At 49.9% G+C, this 22,170-nt stretch carries 22 protein-coding genes; 15 read left to right on the top strand and 7 right to left on the bottom strand.

Translation table 11 applies throughout. The features are described 5' to 3' along the window. The first annotated feature begins 305 nt into the window (after positions 1-305). The 4 genes from ACJJI8_RS17605 to ACJJI8_RS17590 are packed head-to-tail and all read left to right on the top strand — an operon-like array spanning position 306 to position 1,186. Positions 306-614: a carboxymuconolactone decarboxylase family protein gene (locus ACJJI8_RS17605; protein WP_444933178.1), complete on the top strand. Its 309-nt coding sequence runs from the start codon at positions 306-308 to the stop codon at positions 612-614. Then, positions 614-898 (top strand): VOC family protein, encoded by a 285-nt coding sequence (locus ACJJI8_RS17600; protein WP_444933177.1) that lies wholly within the window; start codon positions 614-616, stop codon positions 896-898. Before ACJJI8_RS17605 ends, ACJJI8_RS17600 begins: the two co-directional genes overlap by 1 nt. Further along, the gene (locus ACJJI8_RS17595; protein WP_444935174.1) at positions 861-1,028 is read left to right on the top strand and encodes a VOC family protein; all 168 of its coding nucleotides are present in this window, start codon (positions 861-863) and stop codon (positions 1,026-1,028) included. The genes ACJJI8_RS17600 and ACJJI8_RS17595 overlap by 38 nt, the downstream gene beginning before the upstream one ends. Positions 1,029-1,036: 8 nt before the next feature. Further along, a complete protein-coding gene (locus ACJJI8_RS17590; protein ID WP_444913760.1) occupies positions 1,037-1,186 on the top strand; it encodes a hypothetical protein in 150 nt (49 codons plus the stop codon). A 160-nt stretch (positions 1,187-1,346) separates the two neighbouring features. Here the strand turns inward: ACJJI8_RS17590 and ACJJI8_RS17585 are convergent, their stop codons facing one another. From ACJJI8_RS17585 to ACJJI8_RS17560, 6 genes are all read right to left on the bottom strand, one after another. After that, a complete protein-coding gene (locus ACJJI8_RS17585; protein WP_444933176.1) occupies positions 1,347-2,156 on the bottom strand; it encodes a MipA/OmpV family protein in 810 nt (269 codons plus the stop codon). Between the two features lie 86 nt (positions 2,157-2,242). Beyond that, on the bottom strand, positions 2,243-3,496 hold the full coding sequence (locus ACJJI8_RS17580; protein ID WP_444913053.1) for a sensor histidine kinase: 1,254 nt from the start codon (positions 3,494-3,496) through the stop codon (positions 2,243-2,245). Beyond that, on the bottom strand, positions 3,483-4,196 hold the full coding sequence (locus tag ACJJI8_RS17575; RefSeq protein WP_444933175.1) for a response regulator transcription factor: 714 nt from the start codon (positions 4,194-4,196) through the stop codon (positions 3,483-3,485). The genes ACJJI8_RS17580 and ACJJI8_RS17575 overlap by 14 nt, the downstream gene beginning before the upstream one ends. Before the next feature lie 429 nt (positions 4,197-4,625). Beyond that, positions 4,626-4,835 (bottom strand): cold-shock protein, encoded by a 210-nt coding sequence (locus tag ACJJI8_RS17570; RefSeq protein WP_108733254.1) that lies wholly within the window; start codon positions 4,833-4,835, stop codon positions 4,626-4,628. A 210-nt stretch (positions 4,836-5,045) separates the two neighbouring features. Beyond that, the gene (locus ACJJI8_RS17565; RefSeq protein WP_444933174.1) at positions 5,046-6,110 is read right to left on the bottom strand and encodes an FAD-dependent oxidoreductase; all 1,065 of its coding nucleotides are present in this window, start codon (positions 6,108-6,110) and stop codon (positions 5,046-5,048) included. A 158-nt stretch (positions 6,111-6,268) separates the two neighbouring features. Next, positions 6,269-6,820 (bottom strand): MarR family winged helix-turn-helix transcriptional regulator, encoded by a 552-nt coding sequence (locus ACJJI8_RS17560; protein WP_444933173.1) that lies wholly within the window; start codon positions 6,818-6,820, stop codon positions 6,269-6,271. Between the two features lie 449 nt (positions 6,821-7,269). Between ACJJI8_RS17560 and ectA the strand changes: the two genes are divergently transcribed. The 11 genes from ectA (at position 7,270) to ACJJI8_RS17505 (ending at position 20,222) form a co-directional block, all read left to right on the top strand. Further along, positions 7,270-7,779, top strand: a complete 510-nt coding sequence (gene ectA, locus ACJJI8_RS17555; protein WP_444893869.1) for a diaminobutyrate acetyltransferase — start codon at positions 7,270-7,272, stop codon at positions 7,777-7,779. An 11-nt stretch (positions 7,780-7,790) separates the two neighbouring features. Further along, positions 7,791-9,086, top strand: coding sequence for a diaminobutyrate--2-oxoglutarate transaminase (ectB, locus tag ACJJI8_RS17550; protein WP_444933172.1), 1,296 nt, complete (start codon positions 7,791-7,793; stop codon positions 9,084-9,086). 111 nt (positions 9,087-9,197) lie between these two features. Further along, the gene (locus ACJJI8_RS17545) at positions 9,198-9,602 is read left to right on the top strand and encodes an ectoine synthase (protein WP_444933171.1); all 405 of its coding nucleotides are present in this window, start codon (positions 9,198-9,200) and stop codon (positions 9,600-9,602) included. A gap of 24 nt (positions 9,603-9,626) precedes the next feature. Next, entirely contained in the window at positions 9,627-10,544 is a 918-nt protein-coding gene (thpD, locus tag ACJJI8_RS17540) for an ectoine hydroxylase (RefSeq protein WP_444897280.1), read from the top strand. Between the two features lie 62 nt (positions 10,545-10,606). Beyond that, on the top strand, positions 10,607-12,037 hold the full coding sequence (locus tag ACJJI8_RS17535) for an aspartate kinase (RefSeq protein ID WP_444897279.1): 1,431 nt from the start codon (positions 10,607-10,609) through the stop codon (positions 12,035-12,037). Then, positions 12,022-12,939 (top strand): TPR end-of-group domain-containing protein, encoded by a 918-nt coding sequence (locus ACJJI8_RS17530; RefSeq protein WP_444908325.1) that lies wholly within the window; start codon positions 12,022-12,024, stop codon positions 12,937-12,939. The genes ACJJI8_RS17535 and ACJJI8_RS17530 overlap by 16 nt, the downstream gene beginning before the upstream one ends. Before the next feature lie 67 nt (positions 12,940-13,006). Then, on the top strand, positions 13,007-14,425 hold the full coding sequence (locus ACJJI8_RS17525; protein WP_444908326.1) for a sodium/proline symporter: 1,419 nt from the start codon (positions 13,007-13,009) through the stop codon (positions 14,423-14,425). Positions 14,426-14,954: 529 nt separating this feature from the next. Further along, positions 14,955-16,418 (top strand): betaine-aldehyde dehydrogenase, encoded by a 1,464-nt coding sequence (gene betB / locus ACJJI8_RS17520; RefSeq protein ID WP_444908327.1) that lies wholly within the window; start codon positions 14,955-14,957, stop codon positions 16,416-16,418. A gap of 12 nt (positions 16,419-16,430) precedes the next feature. After that, positions 16,431-18,104: a choline dehydrogenase gene (betA, locus tag ACJJI8_RS17515; RefSeq protein ID WP_444908328.1), complete on the top strand. Its 1,674-nt coding sequence runs from the start codon at positions 16,431-16,433 to the stop codon at positions 18,102-18,104. A gap of 123 nt (positions 18,105-18,227) precedes the next feature. Next, the gene (locus ACJJI8_RS17510; RefSeq protein ID WP_444933170.1) at positions 18,228-19,445 is read left to right on the top strand and encodes a BCCT family transporter; all 1,218 of its coding nucleotides are present in this window, start codon (positions 18,228-18,230) and stop codon (positions 19,443-19,445) included. Positions 19,446-19,508: 63 nt separating this feature from the next. Then, positions 19,509-20,222 carry a TorF family putative porin gene (locus ACJJI8_RS17505; protein WP_444913749.1) on the top strand — a complete coding sequence of 238 codons (714 nt, stop codon included), beginning with the start codon at positions 19,509-19,511 and terminating at the stop codon, positions 20,220-20,222. 55 nt (positions 20,223-20,277) lie between these two features. On the opposite strand, the gene ACJJI8_RS17500 is transcribed toward ACJJI8_RS17505, so the two are convergent. Continuing rightward, positions 20,278-21,945, bottom strand: coding sequence for a BCCT family transporter (locus tag ACJJI8_RS17500; RefSeq protein ID WP_444933169.1), 1,668 nt, complete (start codon positions 21,943-21,945; stop codon positions 20,278-20,280). Between the last annotated feature and the right edge of the window lie 225 nt (positions 21,946-22,170).

The following is a 22,170-nucleotide window of genomic DNA, read 5'->3' as shown; positions in this document are numbered from 1 at the left end:
ATCTAGTTGGGATACCTGGAATATATTTAAAGATATTAGATAACATGCTGTAATCGCCATATCAAAACGCTCTTCCCTTCAGGCTAATACCATTTTAGCAACGCTACCATATACCTCTTTCGCCCCTGCTAGGGCACTAAAATAGGTCCCAACAACAGACTGTGCCACCCCATAAACAGCGATCATCTGTGCATAATTTGCAAAAGTGATGTTCCTGCTTATAAGTTTTAAGAAGGATACGACTCTCTATAATAACTTCCAGTTTCTACAGCGAAATATCATCTAGATAACCAGGACTATTAACTATGACTACCAAATACGAAAATGCCGTTTTGGATGATCAAGCATTGATCGAGGGACTTAAGTCTATCAACCCGGTATGGGGAGATCTAGCTGTACGAGTCGCGGGTGAGGTATGGGGAAAGCCACTTCTAGATCAGAAAACCAAAGCACTAATCACTATCGCTATTGACCAAATGGCGCTCAAACAAGGGGCAACGTATGAAGAGATTGAGGAATTGATTGTTTTTGCCTCAATGTATACGGGCTTCAATAAAGGGGCTACCACCATGGGCGGACTGAATAAGCTTCGCCATGATCGAGGAGATATCTAATGGGGATCCCCGGACTTAAAAAAGTAGATCATATAGGATTAACCGTCCCCGATGTTGAATTGGCCGTTGAGCTCTTTAGTACACACTTTGGCTTTGAGTTGGCTTATACGTTTGGGCCATTTGCCTCAGGCGATACCTGGATGACGGATCACCTTAATGTAAATCCTCGTGTAGAGATCAAGCAAATTGCTGTTATGAATGCTAACAGCATCAATCTAGAAATATTCGAGTATGCCGACAACATAGATCGAAATAAGGGGGCATCATTTAGCATTCTATGTTGAAGATATTGATGCTGCGGTTGAATACCTCAAGAAACAGAATATAGAGGTACTCGGTGCTCCTACAGTGATGACTGAAGGGCCAACTGAAGGAGAGACCTGGGTATATTTCGTGGCCCTTGGGGCAAGCTAGTTCCTATTTTGACTGACTACCGCGCATCTTCATCGGCAGAAAACCAGACTATCAATGCACTCTACTTACCTACGGATAACCTGGCTCCCAAAGTACGTGTTGTTATTGATTTCCTTAAGGAGAAATACGGTAGTCCCTGCTATTGGGATGCTAAATAGAGAGGCCTTCTTGCTATGACTCGGTGGGTATCGTGTACATTGTACTGCAAACAGGTTTTGGTTACAGGCAGGGGCTCTTGCCTCGGCCTGTAACTTCTACTTGGTATTGATAAGCCGGCTAGTCTAAATAATCTACACTCATCAAATATCGTAAGAAGAGTTAAAATTTATAACTCACCATTAATGACGTACGTCTTGAGCTATCAGTGTCCACGATTGGGCTATTACTAATCTCATCGCCATACCAGGTTTGATATACGCCCCCCATAAGAATAAGGTTTGGGCTAATGTTGTATCCCACTTGTATACCTAACCGGGTAATGATATCTGCATTTGCTTCATACGCTGCCCTATCTTGAGTTACTTCATTTAGGTCCACGCCATAGTAGTAATCCAACGCACTATCACTTTGCCAGCTAATAGTGAAGTCGGGTTTGATGATCCACTTTTGGTGCTTGTAAGGCAGACTATATCCAGCCGATAGACTGTATCCGTCGTGGGTATCACTGATATCTTGTGAGATGCCAACCTTCCAAAGGCCTACAGGGCTTTTATAGTTCATTGATAAGTTGGCAAGAATCGCCAGGTCAAGCTCTTCCATATCGCTGAGCTTATCACTGTCCCCTCTGTCTCTATCGCCCGCCAGGTCACCGCCAATGCCAAACTTCACTCGAAGTTTATCGTCGTGGTACAGGTCAGCACCCAACTCAAAACCCTGAAAGTAAAAGCGCTTGTAGCGGGCTGAGATCAATGGAAATATGTTGTTTTGGTCCTCTCCATCAACGTAGATTGACTCAACGCTAAAGGTCCCAATACCTACAGAAAGTGCCGTCTCATCCTGCTTTGGCGGCTTCTGGGTAACTTCATCTGCAAAAGCTAGGCTGGTTAATGCCGAACTCACCAGCGCGGTGCACATACTCAAAGTTAATGGCAGAGAACTCTTATGGTTTTGATCTCGCAAACTAGACATATTGAATCCCAATTTGAACTGGTTGAAGTTCCGTTATTTCTGGAGTGGATTCTATGCCGGTAAAGGTAAACGCCAGGTAAATAAACTCATGCCCAGGCCAGGTTAACGGTTAAGTATTGTTCATTTTTGTTGTAAGAAAAGACCCATTGCTGCTGATCGGCCACTTGCTTCAGGATATGAAGGCCTAAACCAAAACCCTGCCCTTCCCCCCTGTCAAAATGCACCTGCTGTTCCGGCAGTATGGGGTTCTGAACCCGGATTCCATTTGCATCAAAATCAATATCGATAATTCCCTCAAGGGTATGCTCAAAGGCATTTCTGAGCAGATTGGTTATGGCGATATCCAATAGCACTTGTACTTGCTTCAAGTTGACCAAACTATCCGAATTGAGATGAACCTGTACATCTCGCTGACCCAAGAGGTATTTGAGCTGCTCAACTCGAGTTTGAATCATATTACTGAAATCAAATTCTGTTGATTCCAGATTTACCTTGCTTTGAGATAGCAGTAGAAGTGCCTGTGTTAGCTGGGTCATCTGCTCATAGGAGCGCTCAATCTGCTCCAGTTGAGTATCGATTGGCTTACCTTTTTTTTGCCTTACCTTCACCACATGCAAGGCACTGCCAATGGTTGCCAAGGGGGTTCTCAATTCATGGCTCGCATTCTGTAGAAATTGCCTTTCCTGCTCTTGATGATTCCATACCTGCTGTAGCGACTCTTGCAGTACTCGTCCTACACGACCAAATTCATCCTTCCTTTGCTTTAAAGATTCCGGGATCGGAGTCAACTTATGCCGGCTCTTTTGCGCAAATTTCTCCAGGTCTTTTAATGGCGATATCACTTGTCTTGCAAGAATAAGAGGCACACTTAATGCTAAAGTAAGGGCTAGTAAGATACCGATAAGAACTTCAATTTCTACCTTTTTGTACTTGCTGGGTATTGCAGCTTCTTCTATTTCTAGCACGTAGTAAGTTGTCTTAAGTGCGCTTTCAGCATAAGGCATAATTGCTAAATAGTAGCGATCATCAATTAAGTCTTTGCTAAAGTGCACCCTTTTTTCTTCGCCGTCAGCTTCCTCTAACACGCGCTTTGCCGTATTTGGCAGTGAACTGTACTCATCATATGTTTGTAACTGGGCAAAAAAAGGGTCATCAATAACCCCTCCGGCCTCAATGATACGTTTTTCAGCTACAGATATCAGTGTCGCACCTAAAGCGTGCTTAACCATTTTCACTTTGGATCTCTCGACGACAACTGCACTGCACGCCACAATTGCGGCAAGAATCCAAATATAGTGAAAGAAAAATTTTCTGCGAATGGAGCGATCAAAGGCTTTCATCACGCTTCCCCAGGATAACGCCCTTCCCTCTGATCGTGTGCAGTAGTGGAAAACTGAACCCCTTATCAATTCCCTGCCGCAACCGATACAGATGTACTTTGATTACGTCGGATTCGGGGGAAAGAAACTGCCATAAATGCTGTTCAATTTTTTCTTTAGTAACCAGCTTTGGACTCTGTTGCATCAAAAACACGAGCAATTCCCAACAGATTGGGGGCAGATTTATAGATTTCCCCTGCCTGGTGACTTCATGGGTCTCTAAATTAACTTCCAGGTCCTCAACTTTATACCGGGTTTGGGTAACGCGTCGTTTTATTGATAGAGACCGAATCCGTGCGACCAGCTCAAGCATTTCGAAGGGTTTAACCAGGTAGTCATCCCCTCCAGATTGGAAACCGGCAAGTTTATCGTCCAATTGGTCCAGCGCGGTCAGCATCAATATTGGTGTCGAGCTTCCTGCATTGCGCAACTTAGAGCTCACTTCGAAACCACTTCTACCCGGCATCATGACATCAAGTACGATCACATCGAAGTCATGCTTTAAGGTCAGCTCAGTGGCCATTATCCCATTATCGGCGTAGTCACATCGAATATTGTACTCTTCGAGGCTCTCGATAACATTGGCCGCCAGTGCGTGATTGTCTTCAGCTAAGAGTACCAATAATGGCGTTTTGCAGTCAGGCCCCATTGATCTAGTCACTCAAAAGTTCTTGATAGACCTGGAATAATAAAAGCCACTGGGTAAACGGAAAGTAAATAAGTGTAAGATTGCCCACTTACTGATCACCTATGGGAAGCTTGCCTGTGACAGCTACTGCCATATCTAAAAATGTCGGGGCCATCGCGCTTGACAAGAAATGACCCTATCAAATCTTCAGAGGCTCTTGCAAAAAGTTGCCCTCTGGCGACCCTTATTGGTACTACACCCTTCATTTGGATTGAGTTGATCCAGGTAGATCTGTCGTCGAGTTAAGAAAGCTGGGAGGGATTCGAAAATGCGTGATAGACCTAAAAAGCTCGGCTGTCACTACAAAGAAAGAGAGGTTGTACCAAGGGGGATACCTCCCCAGCACTTGCCTGGCTGGGGAAGTGGACGGTCTCGCCCCTTATTGGGGGCGAAGCCTAAAGTTTACAGGCAGACAATGTTTTCTGCTTGTGGGCCTTTAGCGCCCTGAGTCACGGTAAACTCTACCTTCTGGCCTTCGGCCAAGGTTTTAAAACCGCCACCGGAAATTGCGCTGAAGTGAGCAAAAACGTCGGGACCGGATTCCTGGGCGATGAAGCCAAAACCTTTCCCTTCGTCAAACCACTTAACGGTACCAGTAACTGTATTAGACATAATAGATATCCTTGATTGAACAATTGCGCTCCAATTGAATGGAGTTGTGCGGGCAAAAAGTATTATTTTAAACGAGACCGAACGAAGGATTATGACTAAAACTACGAGGTAAACTGCAATAAAAAATGGCTTTTAAACCGGCGGACGAATAGTAGCACTAGCCTGTCACCTATGTCCACTTTTGCCTCAACTCACCCTCGAAATTGATACTCAGACCGCCGTCCACTGCCGCATAAAGGCGCGATGAACCGGAGGCACTGAGGCGATGCAGTGGGCCGATAGCCACAATGCCGATTTTGCCAAAGGATTGCTCGAGGAGATCAGCTTTCTCGCCAGCTCTGTTTTCTTAACCACGGACTCCCCTGCCTCATGCCGGGAGGTAGAGTAGCTATCGACCGCACCGTTAGCGATAGCAGATGCTGCGGCTATGGCATCAGCCATGCCCAGATTCATCCCCTTCCCTCCCACTGGAGAGTGGCAATGGGCTGCGTCTCCAGCCAACAACACCCGGTGCTTTCGGTAAGTTTCTGCCTGTCGGATGGAGATTTTAAAGGCTGCTGTCCTTCGGATGTCGGCGATTTCTATCGGCAGCCTGAGGGTTGCCAGGGCATCTTCGGTTGATGATGCGATGCGAGCGCGTCGCCGTTCGATAGGGAGTACCAAGGTGAACTCACCTTCCCCGCCGTACAGGTCCAAGGCAATCTCTTCCGGATCGAAGCTTCCTCTCAAATCCACATCCGCAATTGACCACTTATTGGGCAGATCAATGCCAGGGTACTGTATTTTCAGCTGCTGTCGCACGGCGGACTGTATACCGTCTGCGGCAATCACCCAATCAAAAGAGGCGCTGGTATTGTCTGAGAAATTGACGGCCGCCTTGTCTGGGGTGGTTGTGATGTTAGTGACTGAGACCCCGTACTCAACTTCGACGCCCCTCTCGGCAAGAATGTCCCTGAGGATTCCCTCGGTCCGATTTTGCGGCAACCCGAGAGGCACCCTATCGCGAAACTCATTCCCGCTGTTGTCGATATAAACCAGGGTTCTCTCATCGCGCAATATGTGCATTTTCCTCAGGGGCATTGCCTCTGCAAGAAAGGGGGCTGCGGCGCCCAGCTCCCGAAGGGTATCAATGGTGGCTGGCATAATGCCAACAGCGCGAGAGAGTTCAGAGGGGCTGTTTTTGCGCTCAACAATACGGCACTTCAGCCCCACGGAAGTGAGGGCGACTGCAGCAGTCAATCCGGTCGGACCGGCACCAATCACAAGGATGTCCATCGATACAATTTGTAGCCTGAAAGCTCAACCGGTCGACACAGAATGCCTCGATCGCTACAGGGAGCTTGCTGCTGCAAGCTTAGACAAATTTCTACCGCTGTAGAGGGGGGTTATACACGCTAAATGTGTGCATAGCCCCTCTTCTCCGGTGTCGCTACTTAAGTACTTTTATCTCTGTCGGAGGAGTCGGGGATGTCACTGTAGCCCAGTGCCGTTGCGGGCTTATCCATTGAGGCACCCTGGCGATCCAGAACACCGATATCCAGTACTGGGGAGGCATCGATATGCTGAGCGTCCATCATTTGGGCAACGCGCTGTAGTGAAGCAATAATCATGCTTTGCTCCCAGTCTTTTAGATCGCCAAACTGGCGAGCAAACTGGTCCTGAAGCGGGATGGGAGCGTCGCGCAGCGTTTCAGTAGCCTCTTCCGTGAGGTAGGCGTGCACCTTGCGCTTATCGGTTTGGGAGCGCTGGCGGTAAACAAACCCCCTCTTCTCTAGGCGATCCAAAATATTGGTTACTGTTGCCTGGCTCAGGCTAACCTCATTTGCAAGTTCGCCAATAGTCACTTCACCCTTATTGCGAATAGCCTGTAGCAACAACACCTGCGGGGCGGTTAAGCCGGTGGTTTTAGCCAGGTGCTTGGAGTGCAGGTCCGTGGCTCTTATTACCCGCCGCAGGGCCACTAGCACTTGTTCGATACTGTTCAAAGTTACCTCTCAATCATGGAGTCAGGGTGATTGCCGGAATTATATCGCCCTACCCCTCAATCACTAAGCGCTTATAACTCGACTGCGAAACATCACCCCCACAAGAGCGCCAGGCTTCACCACAAAACTGTCTATTTTATACCCAGGCGATCGTTCAGCAGATATGCTCAACAGAAAAATTTATAGACCTCAAAATATTATTTTTACCTGCCTATAGGCTGTATATCCCACATATCCAGGCATTTCTAGGTCAAATATTGTGACTTGATTCGCCTCAAGCATCCTGGACTTTGAATTTAATTTGTGTACGATATTTAGCGTTCAAAGCATTTTTACTAGTAACCCGACATAAAAATGCCTCTTAGAAGCTATATTTACGCCATTTGCTCAACACTTGTGCAGGTAAATATTTAGAGGTGAAAAAATATTTAGTCGGTTGGGAAGGTTTTTTGTCTAGCTCAGAAAATATTTTGTTGCGCAGTCCATTGATTGAAGATGGGATGGCCACTTACCGATTGATCAAGCGTTGCCCTCCCCTGGATACAAACTCCAGCTACTGCAACCTCCTCCACTGCAGCCATTTCGCCAACACCTCAGTCGCCGCAGAGGTTGATGGAGAGCTGCTGGGCTTTATTTCCGGGTATATCATCCCCGACCGTACAGACACCCTCTTTGTCTGGCAGGTGGCCGTCGACGAGAAAGCCCGGGGGCTTGGACTGGCCTCCCGGATGATAAGTCACATCCTTGAGCGCCCTCACTGTGGTTCGGTCAGATTTATCGAGACCACCATTACAGAACACAACCTGCCCTCTTGGGCGCTCTTCCACAGTGTCGCCGATAAATTATCGGTCGATCTTCACTCCTCACCCTGGATGGACTCTCAAGCCCACTTTGATGGGCTGCACGACTCCGAAACCCTTGTCCGCATCGGGCCTTTCGCCCTCGAAGAAACACCATAAAAGAGAAAATCATGAAGATCTTTGATGAGATTGAATCAGAAGTGCAAAGCTATGCCCGCTCCTTTCCGCGAGTCTTCAATCGCGCAAAAGGCGAGCTGATGTGGGATGAGGAGGGAAATCAGTATCTGGATTTCCTGGCGGGTGCCGGCACGCTCAACTACGGGCACAACAACCCGCTGTTCAAGCAGGCACTGCAAGATTACATCGAGGCCGATGGAATTACTCACGGCCTCGACATGCACACCAGGGCCAAGGGTGAATTCCTACAGGTACTGAATGAGAAAATTCTCAAGCCGCGGAATATGGAGTACGTGGTGCAGTTTACCGGTCCGACAGGGACGAATGCGGTAGAGGCTGCGATGAAAATTGCCCGCAATGTAACCGGGCAGCAGAACATCGTCACCTTTACCAACGGTTTCCATGGCGTAAGCCTTGGCTCGCTGGCTGCCACCGGCAACTCGCATCACAGGGATGCTGCCGGTGTCAGCCTCAATGGTACACACCGCATGCCCTTTGACGACTACCTGGGCAAAAATATCGATACCACCGAATACCTCGATAAAGTGCTCTCAGATTCCAGCAGCGGCATTAACTCCCCCGCAGCAGTGATTGTTGAGACAGTTCAAGGGGAAGGCGGTATCAATGCGGCCAGTATCGAGTGGCTAAGAAACCTTCAGTCCGTCTGTAAAAAACACGGCTTACTTTTTATTGTCGATGATATCCAGGCTGGCTGCGGCCGCACGGGCAACTTTTTCAGCTTTGAAGAGGCCGGTATCGAACCCGATATCATTACGCTATCCAAATCCCTCAGCGGCTATGGGCTGCCATTTGCGCTGGTGCTAATGAAACCAGAACTGGACCAGTGGAAGCCCGGTGAGCACAACGGCACTTTCCGTGGCAACAATCTGGCTTTTGTAACTGCGAAAGCCGCTATCGATCATTACTGGTCTGACGAAAACTTCTCACGGGAGATTAAACGCAAGGGCAAATACATTTCCGAGCGTTTGAATGAAATTGTCAGCCGGTATGGTGAGGGTAACTTCACCACCAAAGGCCGGGGGATGTTTCAGGGTATCGACTGCATCAGCGGCGAACTTGCAGGAAAGATCACTAAACTGGCATTCAAGCAGGGGCTGATTATTGAAACCAGCGGAGCCGATGACCAGATCGTTAAGCTCCTTTGCCCACTGATTATCACTGATCAAAACCTTAAAAAAGGGATCGACATTATTGAATCCGCTATCCGGGAAGTCTGTGCCGGAGAGCGGGATATGCCTGAGGAAAGAGTCTTTTTTGAAGCCTGCTAGACTTTAAGGGCCTCTGAAAAGGTTCACGTAAAAGACCCAACTGTGCAGGCTGCAAACTAAGAATATTGCTGACCAGCCAGACTCGAACACACACGAAACAGCGAAATACCAATGATTGTCAGAAGTTTACAGGAAGCTAAAAAATCCGGCCGCCGGGTTGTTTCACCGGATGGCAACTGGGAGAGCACCCGACTCCTGCTTAAAGATGATGAAATGGGCTTTTCTTTCCATATCACCACTATTTATGCAGATGCTGATTTCCAAATGCACTATCAAAACCATTTGGAAGCGGTTTACTGCATTTCCGGCAGAGGTGAGGTAGAAACTCTTGAGGATGGCAAGAAGCACCCTATCGAACCTGGAACTATCTATATTCTCGATAAGCATGACCGGCACATTTTAAGAGCCTTTGAAGAAATGACTATGGCCTGTGTATTTAACCCCCCTTTGAATGGCAAGGAAGTACACAATGCTGAGGGAGCCTACGAACTTGAGGCTGACAAGATTGATGAATAATTAGTCAGTCATAGGGCAGTATCCATGAAGTACCTTCCAGATAGCTCAAGTGTTACCAGGGAAGATTGCTACCCCTCCCGAAAACCGGGCCTTCTGGGTGGTACCAGGGTGCGCAAAGATCCAATTGTGTATGGGGACTGCCAGTCCCTCTCCCCACTGGCACCATCGCAACTCAAGCGCTATGCAGAACAGGGCTTTGTTGTACTGGAGAATATGTTTTCCCAGGCGGAGATTAACCTTTTTACGCAAGAGCTGGCGGAGATTAAACAGCGCAGACACACTGACAAGTCGGAAGAAATTATCACCGAGCCTGAAAGTAACGAAGTGCGCTCAGTCTTTCGTATCCACAAAAGCAGCCAAATTTTTAACCGGCTTTCCAGGGATCAACGGCTATCAAGTATTGCGAAATGTATTTTGGGTGATGAGGTTTATATCCATCAGTCTCGCGCGAACTACAAACCTGGTTTTCGCGGGAAAGATTTTTATTGGCACTCCGATTTTGAAACCTGGCATGTCGAGGACGGCATGCCCCGTATGCGGGCACTCAGCATCTCCATTACCTTAACAGAGAATCATCATTTTAATGGCCCATTGATGCTGATTCCCAAGTCCCACCACCATTACATTGCTTGCGATGGGGAAACACCAAAACGGAACTACCTCAGCTCACTGAAAAAGCAAGAACTTGGTATTCCCTCAGATAGCCATTTGAGGTCCCTGGTATCCAATGGCGGAATATCAGCTGTTACAGGCAAGCCAGGAAGCATTGTTGTGTTTGACTGTAACTTAATGCATGGCTCCAGCAGCAATATCAGCCCCGACCCGAGGTCTAATTTGTTTTTTGTTTTTAATGCCCTGAGCAACAAGGTGGAGGCTCCGTTTTGCGGCTTGCCTCCCAGGCCGGAATACATCTGCGCGAGGAAATCAATTTCTACTATCTGAAGCAAATCTCAATTCAAAGCACTCACCCAGTTTTTAAGAGAAAGAAGGACCAGTAAGAGACGATGCATACGATAGAAAAAATTGGCGGCACCTCTATGACGGACTACGAAGCGGTCCGGGACAATATTATCAAAGGTGACTCCAAGGGGATCTACAATCGTGTTTTTGTAGTCTCTGCCTACGGCGGCATTACTGACTTGCTTCTAGAGCACAAGAAAAGTGGTCAACCAGGTATCTATGCCCTCTTCTCCAGCAGTATTGAGGACGATAGCTGGCTGGTTAAGTTTGATGAGCTTCGGGCAGCACTGCGGCAAATCAACGAACGTCTTTTCGGGCATGGCGATCTTCTCGCGGAAGCGAACCTGTTTTTGGATGAAAGGCTGGAGAGCGCGAAAAAATGCCTGAGAGACCTGCAAAGCCTTTGTCAGCACGGCCACTTCTCCCTCGACGCCCACTTGGGCACGGTAAGGGAGATGTTAGCCAGCCTCGGTGAGGCCCACAGCGCATGGAACACTTCAAAACTGTTGCAGCGGGATGGTGTAAATGCCTGCTTTGTCGATCTGACTGGTTGGCGCACCAACAAGCACATTCCCCTGGATGAGCGTATCCGGGATGCCTTTGCCACTATCGACTTAAGCAAACAGCTGCCTATTGTTACCGGCTATGCCCATAGCGATAAGGGTCTGCTGATCTCGTTTGATCGGGGCTATAGCGAGATGACTTTCAGTCGTCTCGCCGTCCTCACCGGGGCAAAAGAGGCGGTGATTCACAAAGAGTTTCACCTGAGCAGTGCAGATCCCCGTCTGGTGGGAGAGGGAAATGCAGTGCCCATCGGCCGCACCAACTACGATGTGGCCGACCAACTGGCAAACCTGGGGATGGAAGCGATTCACCCCAAAGCCGCCAAGGGGCTGCGCCAACAAAATATCCCTCTCAGGGTGAAAAATACCTTCGAGCCCGAACACGCCGGCACCCTGATTACTGGTGACTACATCAGCGACTCTCCACGAGTGGAAATTATTGCAGGCTGTAAAGGGGTTTACGCCCTGGAATTGTTTGACCAGGATATGGCGGGCAGCATCCACGATTATGATCGCGAAGTGCTACTGGTGATCAAGCGCTTCAAAGCTCATATTATTTCCAAAAACACTAATGCCAATACCCTTACCCATTTCCTCTCCACCAACTTGAAAACAATCAAGCGGATTCAGGCTGCATTGGAAGAGCATTTTCCCGAAGCCGAACTGAACCAGCGCAAAGTCGCCATAGTTTCAGCCATCGGTAGCGATATGCAAATCCCCGGCGTGCTGGCCAAAGCGGTGCAGTCGATGTCCAAAAGCAATATCCGCGTGCTCGCCATGCACCAGTCCCTGCGTCATGTGGATATGCAGTTCATCGTTAACGAGCCAGACTATGACGCAGCCGTTCGGACACTACACGAGGCACTGGTAGAAATTTACAATCACGGGACGGCGATATGCCTCGCATCCTGAGCCTTTGTGCCCTGCTCTTTTTATTTACTTCCGCCACCTCTATTTCCCAGGAAGCGGAAGAAAAGAAAAAAGACAGTGCGCAAAGCGAGGTCGACACCCTTGAGAAGCCCTTATACACACCCTTCGTCGAGCGCTATATGCTCGACGAAATTAAGCAGCTGCGAATCGATCAGGCTAATGCCAAGCAGGAATTGATTCAGCAAATTGTCGATCGTGAACACAACTCTGTCGATCGAGCCGTAGCCTACGCAACCGATACGGTTACCTACTTTTTCTACTTGATAGCCGCCGCCACTTCAATTTTGGTTTTAGTTGGCTGGCGGTCATTCCAGGACATTAAAGAGCGGGTACACTCCCTGGCCGATGAGGAGATCTCAAAGCTGGTCCAGGAATACGAAAAGCGCTTGGAAGTTATAGAGAAGCAGCTTCAACAGAAAACACAACATATTGAAGAAAACCGCGAGGAAATCGAGCTAACCCAGGAAGTACAGTCCCTGTGGCTGCGCGCTCAACAGGAATCCTCAGTGGCCAATAAAATTGCCATTTACGACGAGATTTTGCGCCTCCGCCACGAGGATGTAGAAGCCCTTACCTATAAAGCTGATGCAGTGCTGGAGCTTAATGAACCCCAGTGGGCCGCCAATCTTTGTCACCAGGCCCTGGGTATTGATCCAGATAACAGCCATGCCTTCTACCAACTGGCATGCGCCCATACTGCCATGGGTCAATTTGATGAAGCGCTGCGTTATCTGGCGGAAGCCATTAAAAGGCGGGAAAGCTACCGCGATGAAATTCTGGTTGATAGTGCCTTACAGCCTCTAGCGGAAAGTGAAGTATTTGAGGAACTCGACCAGGTTATTGCCAATACTCCCTCGCCGCAAAGTGGTGGCAAGGGGAGCTAGAAATATTCGGATAACCTCTGAAGACCAACCCATAAAATAATACGGGATAAAAATATTAGGATTGCCGATGATCTATTCATTTCTTGGTTTTTTACTTTTGTTCACTCTGGTCGGCCTCTCTTCTGCGATGTTCAGCCGTCAAACCAAAGCCGACTATTACCTTGCCAGCAGTGGTGTCTCCCCCTGGCTGGTGGGGTTGTCTGCCGTGGCAACGAACAATAGCGGCTATATGTTTATCGGGGTTATCGGCTATACCTACACCACTGGGTTGGCCTCAATCTGGTTGATGGTGGGGTGGATTGCCGGTGATTTTCTGGCTTCCCTCTATGTACACAAGCGATTGAGGACCGCTACCAGTTCAAGTGGTGAAGTCAGCTACGCAGGTGTTCTCAGTAACTGGCACGGACAGAAGTACTCAGCCCTGCAGCGCCTGATCGGCATCATTTCCCTGCTGTTTTTACTAACTTATGCCTCTGCCCAAATGGTTGCCGGCAGCAAAGCCCTGCACGTACTGCTGGATTGGCCTCTCTGGTCCGGTGCTGTAGTTGGAGCTGTGCTTGTATGCCTCTATTGTTTAGCTGGCGGCATCCGCGCGTCCATTTGGACTGATGCGGCCCAATCCATCGTTATGATGGGGGCTATGGCAGCACTTCTAGCCGTCGCCCTTGCCAACTTGGGTGGCATCACCAGTGCGGCGATACAAATGCAGGCTATTGAAGGTTTTACCCATTGGTTTCCCGAGGGGCTCGCCTTTGCGGGCTGGGGCGGGGTTATACTCTTTGTGATCAGTTGGGGGTTTGCTGGATTGTCTGTGATTGGACAACCCCACGTTATGGTTCGATTTATGACCCTGAAGGATTCCAGCAAGATGAACCGGGCAAGGGCCTGGTACTATCTGTGGTTCATCCTTTTCTATTGTATGGCCACCGGGGTCGGCCTGCTATCCAGAGTGTTTATTGCTGACACAGGGAGCTTTGATGCGGAGCTTGCTCTTCCCACCATGGCTATGGATTTGTTGCCCCCTGTTTTTGTTGGGCTGATCCTGGCTGGTATCTTTGCCGCAACCATGTCCACCGCAGACTCCCTGCTTCTCAGCTGCTCCGCAGCCATTACCCACGATATTCTTCCGCACAAGATTGAAAAAACCTGGTTTCTCAAGCTTGTCACAGTTGCGATAACTGGCGGCGCATTGCTGTTGGCGCTCGCCAACAGCCAAAGTGTGTTCAGCCTGGTTATTTTTGCTTGGTCGGGACTTGCCAGCGCATTTGGCCCCCTACTCCTGGTATTGTGTTTTGGGGGTAAGCCATCCCAGGCAACCGCTATCGCAGCAGTGATTATCGGCTTTACAGCAGCGATTACCTGGCGGCTACTGGGGTATCACGGCGTGATCTATGAGGGATTGCCGGGTATTGCAGCTGGGTTAGCAGTGCTATATCTGGCCAGCCTGAACCGCCAAACCTCCACTTTACGCGAGGCAAACAGTTAAATTCACTCAACGTAATTCTGGGGAGGTAGTGCCTCCCCACCTGCCAGACCTTCACCAGCTAGAGCCTCCTCCCCCAAAAGCGACAAATCCTATCTCCTGCCGCCCGAAGTCCCCGCCTTTCGGGCACCTGACTTGACCCCGAGATAGCCGGGTTGAGCAAAATTCATACAGTGCTTTTTATAGAGTTCAAATGAGATTTTTGGCCCAACCCAGCCCACTTTTAACCCTTGAAAATACGGATTAACTCTGTAGTCGCTGAAAAATAAATCCTCCTACGAATCCGCCAGCTTTGTTGCATTGAGTGCTAACAATTAGAGTTCAAATTAAAAATATGTTACATTTTGTGTCATATCGCTCGATAAACGACTATCGAGCCCGGGCTGGAATCTGACGATTAGGGACAAATGTCTTCGTCAGACCGGCCCTTTTTTATGATGACTGGACCTTCACGATCGGCCCATTGCGCCCTTCAAGTCCATCGCCAACGAACAACCGACTGACCCTCTGTTAAAGCAGTATGGAGAGACAGATGTCACTGGACAAACAACGGAATTTTGTAGACGGCCGCTACCTGTCGAATGAGAGCGGCGAGTGCTTTGATGTATATAACCCGGCGACCAACGAAGTCAGCTATCAGGTTGAGGTTGCCGACGAAAAGGTACTGGCAGAAACTATTGAGAGCGCCAAGCGCGGTTTTGCCCAGTGGTCAGCGATGATGCCGGTCGAGCGCAGTCGCATCCTGCTGAAAGCAGTAGCACTGTTGCGCGAGCGCAACGACGAACTGGCAGCTATCGAAGTGGCTGATACCGGCAAGCCCTGGCAGGAAGCCAGTGTTGTGGACGTAGTGACTGGGGCCGACTCCATCGAATTCTTTGCCGGCCTGGCTGCAGGCATTGAAGGCAATCAGCAGCAAGTCGGTGAGGACTTCTACTACACCCGCCGCGAGCCCCTGGGCATCTGCGCCGGAATCGGTGCCTGGAACTACCCCTTACAAATCGCTTGCTGGAAAGCCGCCCCGGCCCTGGCCTGCGGTAACGCCATGATCTTCAAGCCTTCCGAAGAGACCCCCAAAGGTGCTTTGAAGTTGGCTGAAATCTTTATTGAAGCGGGCATGCCTCCTGGTGTGTTCAACGTAATCCAGGGTGATGGCGCCGTGGGTGCCTGGCTGACTAACCACCCGGATATCGCCAAGGTTTCCTTTACCGGCGAAGTGGGTACCGGCAAGAAAGTGATGGCCGCAGCAGCTTCCAACCTGAAAGAAGTTACCATGGAGCTGGGTGGCAAGTCCCCGCTGGTGATCTTTGATGATGCCGACCTGGAGCAAGCCGTTTCTGCTGCCATGCTGGGCAACTTCTACACCCAGGGCGAAATCTGCACCAACGGTACCCGGGTATTTGTACACCGCAGCATCCACGATCAGTTCCTCGCTCGTCTGAAAGACCGTGTTGAGCAAAATATTATTGCCGGTGATCCGATGAATCCGGACACCAACTTCGGCGCCCTGATTTCTGCCAAGCACCAGCAACTGGTAATGGACTACATCAGCAAGGGTAAAGAGGAAGGCGCGACCCTGTTCTGCGGCGGTCACACCCTTTCACCAGAAAATTCACCTAACGGTTACTTCGTTGCTCCCACCGTATTCACCGACTGTCATGACGATATGACCATCTGCCGCGAAGAGATCTTCGGCCCGGTAATGTCGGTACTGGTTTTTGATGATGAAGACGAAGTGATCCGCCGCGCTAACGATACCCGATTGGGCTTGGCCGCCGGCGTATTTACCCGTGATATCACTCGCGCCCACCGTGTGATCCACCAGATGCAAGCGGGTATCTGCTGGATTAATGCCTACGGCGCTTCCCCGGCAGAAATGCCGGTGGGCGGATACAAGTTATCCGGAATCGGACGCGAAAATGGACTTGCGACCCTGAAGCACTATACCCAGCTAAAAGCGGTGTATGTGGGCCTGGCACCACTGGAAAGTCCATTTTAAGCGGTACCCTGTATGAGTGAGTTTGACTACATCATTGTCGGCGCCGGCTCTGCCGGTTGCGTTCTGGCCAACCGCCTGTCTGCCCAGGAAGATAAAAAAGTCCTCCTGGTAGAGACAGGAGGCAGCGATCGCAGCATCTTTATCCAGATGCCCACCGCGCTGTCCATCCCCATGAATACTGAGAAGTACGCCTGGCAGTTTATGACCGAGCCAGAGCCTTACCTGGACAACCGCAGCATGCATTGCCCCAGAGGCAAGGTGCTCGGGGGTTCATCCTCGATTAACGGGATGGTTTACGTGCGCGGGCACGCCAAAGACTTTGATGAGTGGGCACAGCACGGCGCCGAAGGCTGGGACTATGCGCACTGCCTACCCTACTTCAAACGCTCTGAGACCTGGGCTTTCGGCGGTGACGATTACCGTGGCGACGAAGGTCCTCTGGGGGTCAATAACGGCAATGAAATGGCCAACCCCCTTTATGGAGCCTTTATCGAAGCTGGCAAAGAAGCTGGCTACGACTACACCGCAGATTACAATGGTGAGCAGCAAGAGGGCTTTGGCCCCATGCATATGACGGTAAAAGATGGTAAGCGCTGGTCTACCGCCAACGCTTACCTGAAGCCGGCAATGCAGCGCCCCAATTTGACGGTATTGACCCACGCCACTGTGCATAAGGTGATTCTGGAAGGTAAACGGGCAGTCGGAATCAAACTTGAACGCAAGGGAAAGATCCTGGAATTCAAGGCGCGGCAGGAAGTCATCCTCAGCGCAGGTCCCATCGGCTCCCCTCACCTTCTTCAGCTCTCCGGAATCGGAGATCCCGACACACTGGCAGAAGCTGGTATCGAACTCCAACACGAACTCCCCGGCGTCGGCCAAAACTTGCAGGACCACCTGGAGTTCTATTTCCAGTTCCGCTGCAACCAACCGATTTCCCTGAATGGCAAGCTCGATCCGTGGAATAAATTCCTGATCGGCGCTCGTTGGATACTGAAGAAGGATGGTCTCGGAGCCACCAACCATTTCGAGTCATGCGGTTTTATTCGCTCCAAAGAAAATGTGGAGTGGCCGGACCTGCAATATCACTTCCTGCCAGCAGCCATGCGCTATGACGGCCGCGAAGCTTTCGACGGCCACGGCTTCCAGGTGCATATCGGGCACAACAAGCCCAAGAGTCGCGGCAGAGTCAAAGTGGTGAGCAGTGATCCCAAGCAATCCCCTTCCATCCTGTTTAATTATTTACAGGAGAAAGAGGATATTGAGGGTTTCCGTGCTTGTGTGCGACTAACTCGCGAGATTATCAATCAGCCGGCTTTCGACGAGTACCGGGGCGATGAAATCCAGCCCGGCACCGATATCCAGACTGATGAACAAATTGACGCTTTCGTACGGGAATCCGTCGAGAGTGCATACCACCCATCCTGCTCCTGCAAGATGGGAACTGATGCAATGGCAGTGGTAGACCCGGAAACCCGTGTACACGGATTGCAGGGCTTGAGAGTTGTAGATTCCTCCATCTTTCCGACCATTCCCAACGGCAACCTGAATGCGCCCACCATTATGGTGGCGGAGCGGGCTGCTGACCTGATTTTAGGGCGCCCAGTATTGGCGCCCTCCGAGGCACCGGTAGCGACCAAAGCTACCAGCACTCAGCGACCTGGCCGCCCTGCGCGCTCAGTTAGCTGATTTTTCGTCGGCGCTCTGGCAGAGATTTGACTGCCCCCTTCAAACACGACGGGGATACTCAAATCTCGCACAGCAACGCCCTTGAGGGGCGCCGGCATACCAATAACTAGCTGGAGACTCAGCATGACAGCTTGGCTTTCTGCGGGATTATTATTTACCTTCACGGCAATAATTTTCTCGCTGATTAAATGGGGAAATGTGAAGATGGTCGGGGTGACCCCGGTCAAAACCTTCACTTTTATAGCGATCCTTTTCACCTCCGGCCTCGATGTAGGCCTTATCATGTTCCCCCTCACCGAGTTCGGTGGCTACGCAGACCTAACCGCAAACCCAGAATACGGCTTCACCAACGCACTCGCGATTGAGTTTGGTTTTTGGGCCTTCCTGATCTGGGGTTTCTACTTCCTCACCTGTTTTTACTTCTGCATTATCGAGCCCAAAGTTAAATTCTTTGAGATCGGCCTGGTAAAGCTGATCAACAATGTAGTGATTATCGGTACCTGCGCGTTTACCGCCTACCTGCTGCTTAGCAACCTGCCCTGGTATCTGCCACAGGTTGGCGATGGTGAAACCATTGTTGGTACCTTCTACCTGATCGTATTTGCCGTGATCGCCGCTGCGGTCTACTCATCCACCAGCCTGCGCTATGTGCGCTTCCTCAGCTTGGCGACTACCTGGATGTTTATTGGCCTGATCGCGGTAATGTGGGTAGGCGCCTTTACCGGTGAGAACGGTAGCGTTGGCGACTTCGCTTCCACCTTTGCGCTGCTCGGCGGTTACTTCGGTAATATCCACCAGTTCGTGCTGCCGCTGAATGACTACCACGAGTTCTACCTGTTCTGGTGGTTTGCCTGGAGCATTATGATTGGCCAGTTTACCTCCCGCTTTGTGGGCGGCCTGCGCACTTACCAAGTACTGGCGGCGATGCTGATATTCCCATCCATCCCCATCGCGCTCTGGTTCACCGTGCTCTACTACTACTCCAGCCAAGGCCTGGATACCAGTGGCTTCTACAACCTAGCTATGGTGATTGTGGGTGTTACCTTCGTGATCAACTCGCTGGATTCCCTGATTCGCCTCTACACCGACAACCTGGGCATGACCGTTGAGCGTCTGGGCAAGTGGAAATACTTCGTCCTGAACCTGGTTGCGATGAGCCTGCTCACCCTGCTGTTCAAGCTCAACTTCCTGCAAATCCAGTGGATCGGCGCTCTGGTAATTGGCATTTTCTTCTGCTGCCTGGGTTACATCCTGGTGAAACGCTTCAGGGCAGTAGCAGCTATCGACTCCTCGCCTAAAGAAAACAAGATCGACTTTAGCAAGATCGAACTGGCGAGCTAACTGTTGAAATCCCCCGCCTGGTTTGGCGGGGGCTACAAAATATAAATAAGTGGTAATTGAACAATGAAATCAACTTTGAAACTTTCTGCACTGACCTGCGCTTCCCTGCTGGTGCTTGCCCAACAATCCCAAGCGGAGCTGTCCTCTACTGTAAACCTGACTACTGACTACACCTTTAACGGTGTCAGCCAGACTCAAAACGACCCAGCACTGCAAGCCAGTCTGGACTACGGTTTTGATAGCGGCTGGTATATCGGCACCTGGGCTTCCAACGTAGACTTCGGTGGCGATGACGACACCAACCTGGAGTGGGACTTCTATGCCGGTAAATTTATGCAGCTCAATGAAAAAGTGAGCCTGGATACCGGCATCGCCTATTACACCTATCACGGCGATGATGATCTCTCTGATGACTACGCCTATCCGGAAGCTTATGCCAAGCTTGGCTACAGCTCTACTCTAGGCGAATCAGAAGTCAATGGCTGGTATAGCTGGGATTACTTTGGCACGGGCGGTGGTCATTACATTATGATGCTGGCGCATACCTTTGAGTTTGCCGAGGGGCATAATGTTCGCTTCAGTGTTGACCGCTCTACCAGCGTCAATAAAGACAAATGGACCTGGGAAGGCAAAAAATCTTACAACCACTATCGAGTGGAGTATATGACTTCCCTGGAAGGTTTTGATTTCAATGTTGCCGCTGAGAATACCAATCTCGACTCGGGCACTGCTGACGAGCGAATTGTCTTCTCTGTTGCCCGCACTTTTAGCCTTTAAACTATGAGTGCAGCCGGGGCTTTAGATAGCCCCGACATATCTTACTGGTCTGCTCTTAGGGTGTTTCTTCTTTTCCGTCCTGGCCAGTCTTCTCTGCAGATCTCAACACAACTTGTCCTGATTCAGTATTCCCACTCCAGGCACCTTTCTCAACCACCCCCTCCAAAACAATTTCCCTTTCAAGGATTACTGGGTGCAAACTCAAATCATGTCGGGCAACTTTAACCATTGAGATACAAAGCAAGAGGGCAATTAGCAGCAAAGGGACACCAGCGATAATGCTTGCCGCCTGCAATGCTTCCAACCCTCCAATAAGCAACAAAGCAATAGGCATTACTGCCAGCGCGAAGGCCCAGAAAATTCGATTCCACCGAAGCGGCTCACCATGGATCTCTTTCTGCACAACTGCGGCAAGAATATGAGATATGGAGTCAAAAGTAATGACCGTGAAAACCAGTGCAATCAGCGTATACAGCAACACAACTAACTGGCTCGCGGGCAACATATCCAAAACGGCAAAGATCACGGTATTGGCCCCCTGCTGATTCAGTATTTGCACCAAGTCCAGCTCGCCCGAAAAATGCAAGTAAACGCCGTAGTTGCCTAGCACCATAAAAAACAAGAAGCAGCCAAAAGTTCCAAAAAATAGTGCCCCAAGAATCATCGCCTTGATAGTCCGCCCTCCGGAGATACGCGCAATAAATAAGCCAATACTCGGAGCAAAAACCAACCACCAAGCCCAATAGAAGACGGTCCAGTCCTGGGGGAAGCGAGTATTGGGGAACTGTTTAAAATGAGAGAAGGACTCAGTCCAAGTGGCCATTTGCAAGAAGTTATGCAGCGCTCTACCCAGGGAATCCAACCCACTATTGAGCATAAATAGTGTTGGTCCCGCGATAAACACGAAGAGCAGCAAGACGAGTGAGAGAAAAATTGTAAAGTTTGATAGGACACTAAGGCCGCGCTTTACGCCGACAAGAGCACAGTAACCAAACAATAGCGCACAAAATATCAGTGCCCCAACCTGAAATCCCACCCCAGTAGGAACCCCAAATAGCTTATGCAATCCCAAAGTAATCAGCGGCGCCGCAATACCAAGCCGTGTAGCCGCGCCCCCTAACATGCCAAATACCAGGGAAGTATCGATAAGCTTACCAATGGGCCCGCCCACGCTACGATCACCCAATACTGGCGCGAGCGCTTGGCTTAACTTTAGAACCTTGCGTTTACGCACATAGTAGTAATAGGCAATTGGCAGTGCGGGGATCAGATAGATAGACCAAGCCAGCGGTCCCCAGTGAAAGATACCGTAGGAGACTGCCCAGCGTGCGGCTTCCGCTGAGCTCGCTTTAACCTGAAACGGTGGCTGCTGGTAGTAATAGATCCATTCAACCATCGACCAGTATAAAATCGACGCGCCAATACCGGAAGAAAACAACATGGCAGCCCAGGATAGAGTTGAGAATTCGGGGCCCTCTTTCCCCCCTCCCAACTTTATCCTGCCGATATCACTGAAGGCGATATACAGCACAAATAACATCGCACCTAGGCCAAGCAGGAGATAAAAGACCCCCAACTTCTCTGTTACCAGATCTTTAGCTGCCAATAACCATAAAGAACCCTCCTCGGGAAAGAGGATCAAGGGCACTGTCGCCACTAGTAGCAATGCAAAAGAGCCCCAAAAGGTGGGCTTGTCTATGAGATCCTTTGTTCCCTTATTCAACAAGGGTTCCTTCTGAAAAGATGTTCTTACAAAACGGGAAGGAGTTGGGAGCTAAATCAATTACAGTCTGGCTATTTTTTGACCAGCCGGAACAAAGTTGCTGAAACTAAAGACGCCAATCTTTAAGGCGAGCACTGCACTGCCATTTACCAACCGCTAGCATGACGTGATTAGCATCCTTTTGAGTGCTGATTTAACAGGCCAAATGCAATTCAAGAGTGAACA

This window comes from Microbulbifer maximicatervae (SeqCode) (genome assembly GCF_052467695.1).
Note: the sequence above shows the minus strand (reverse complement) of the source record. Positions and strands in the feature narration are given on the sequence as shown.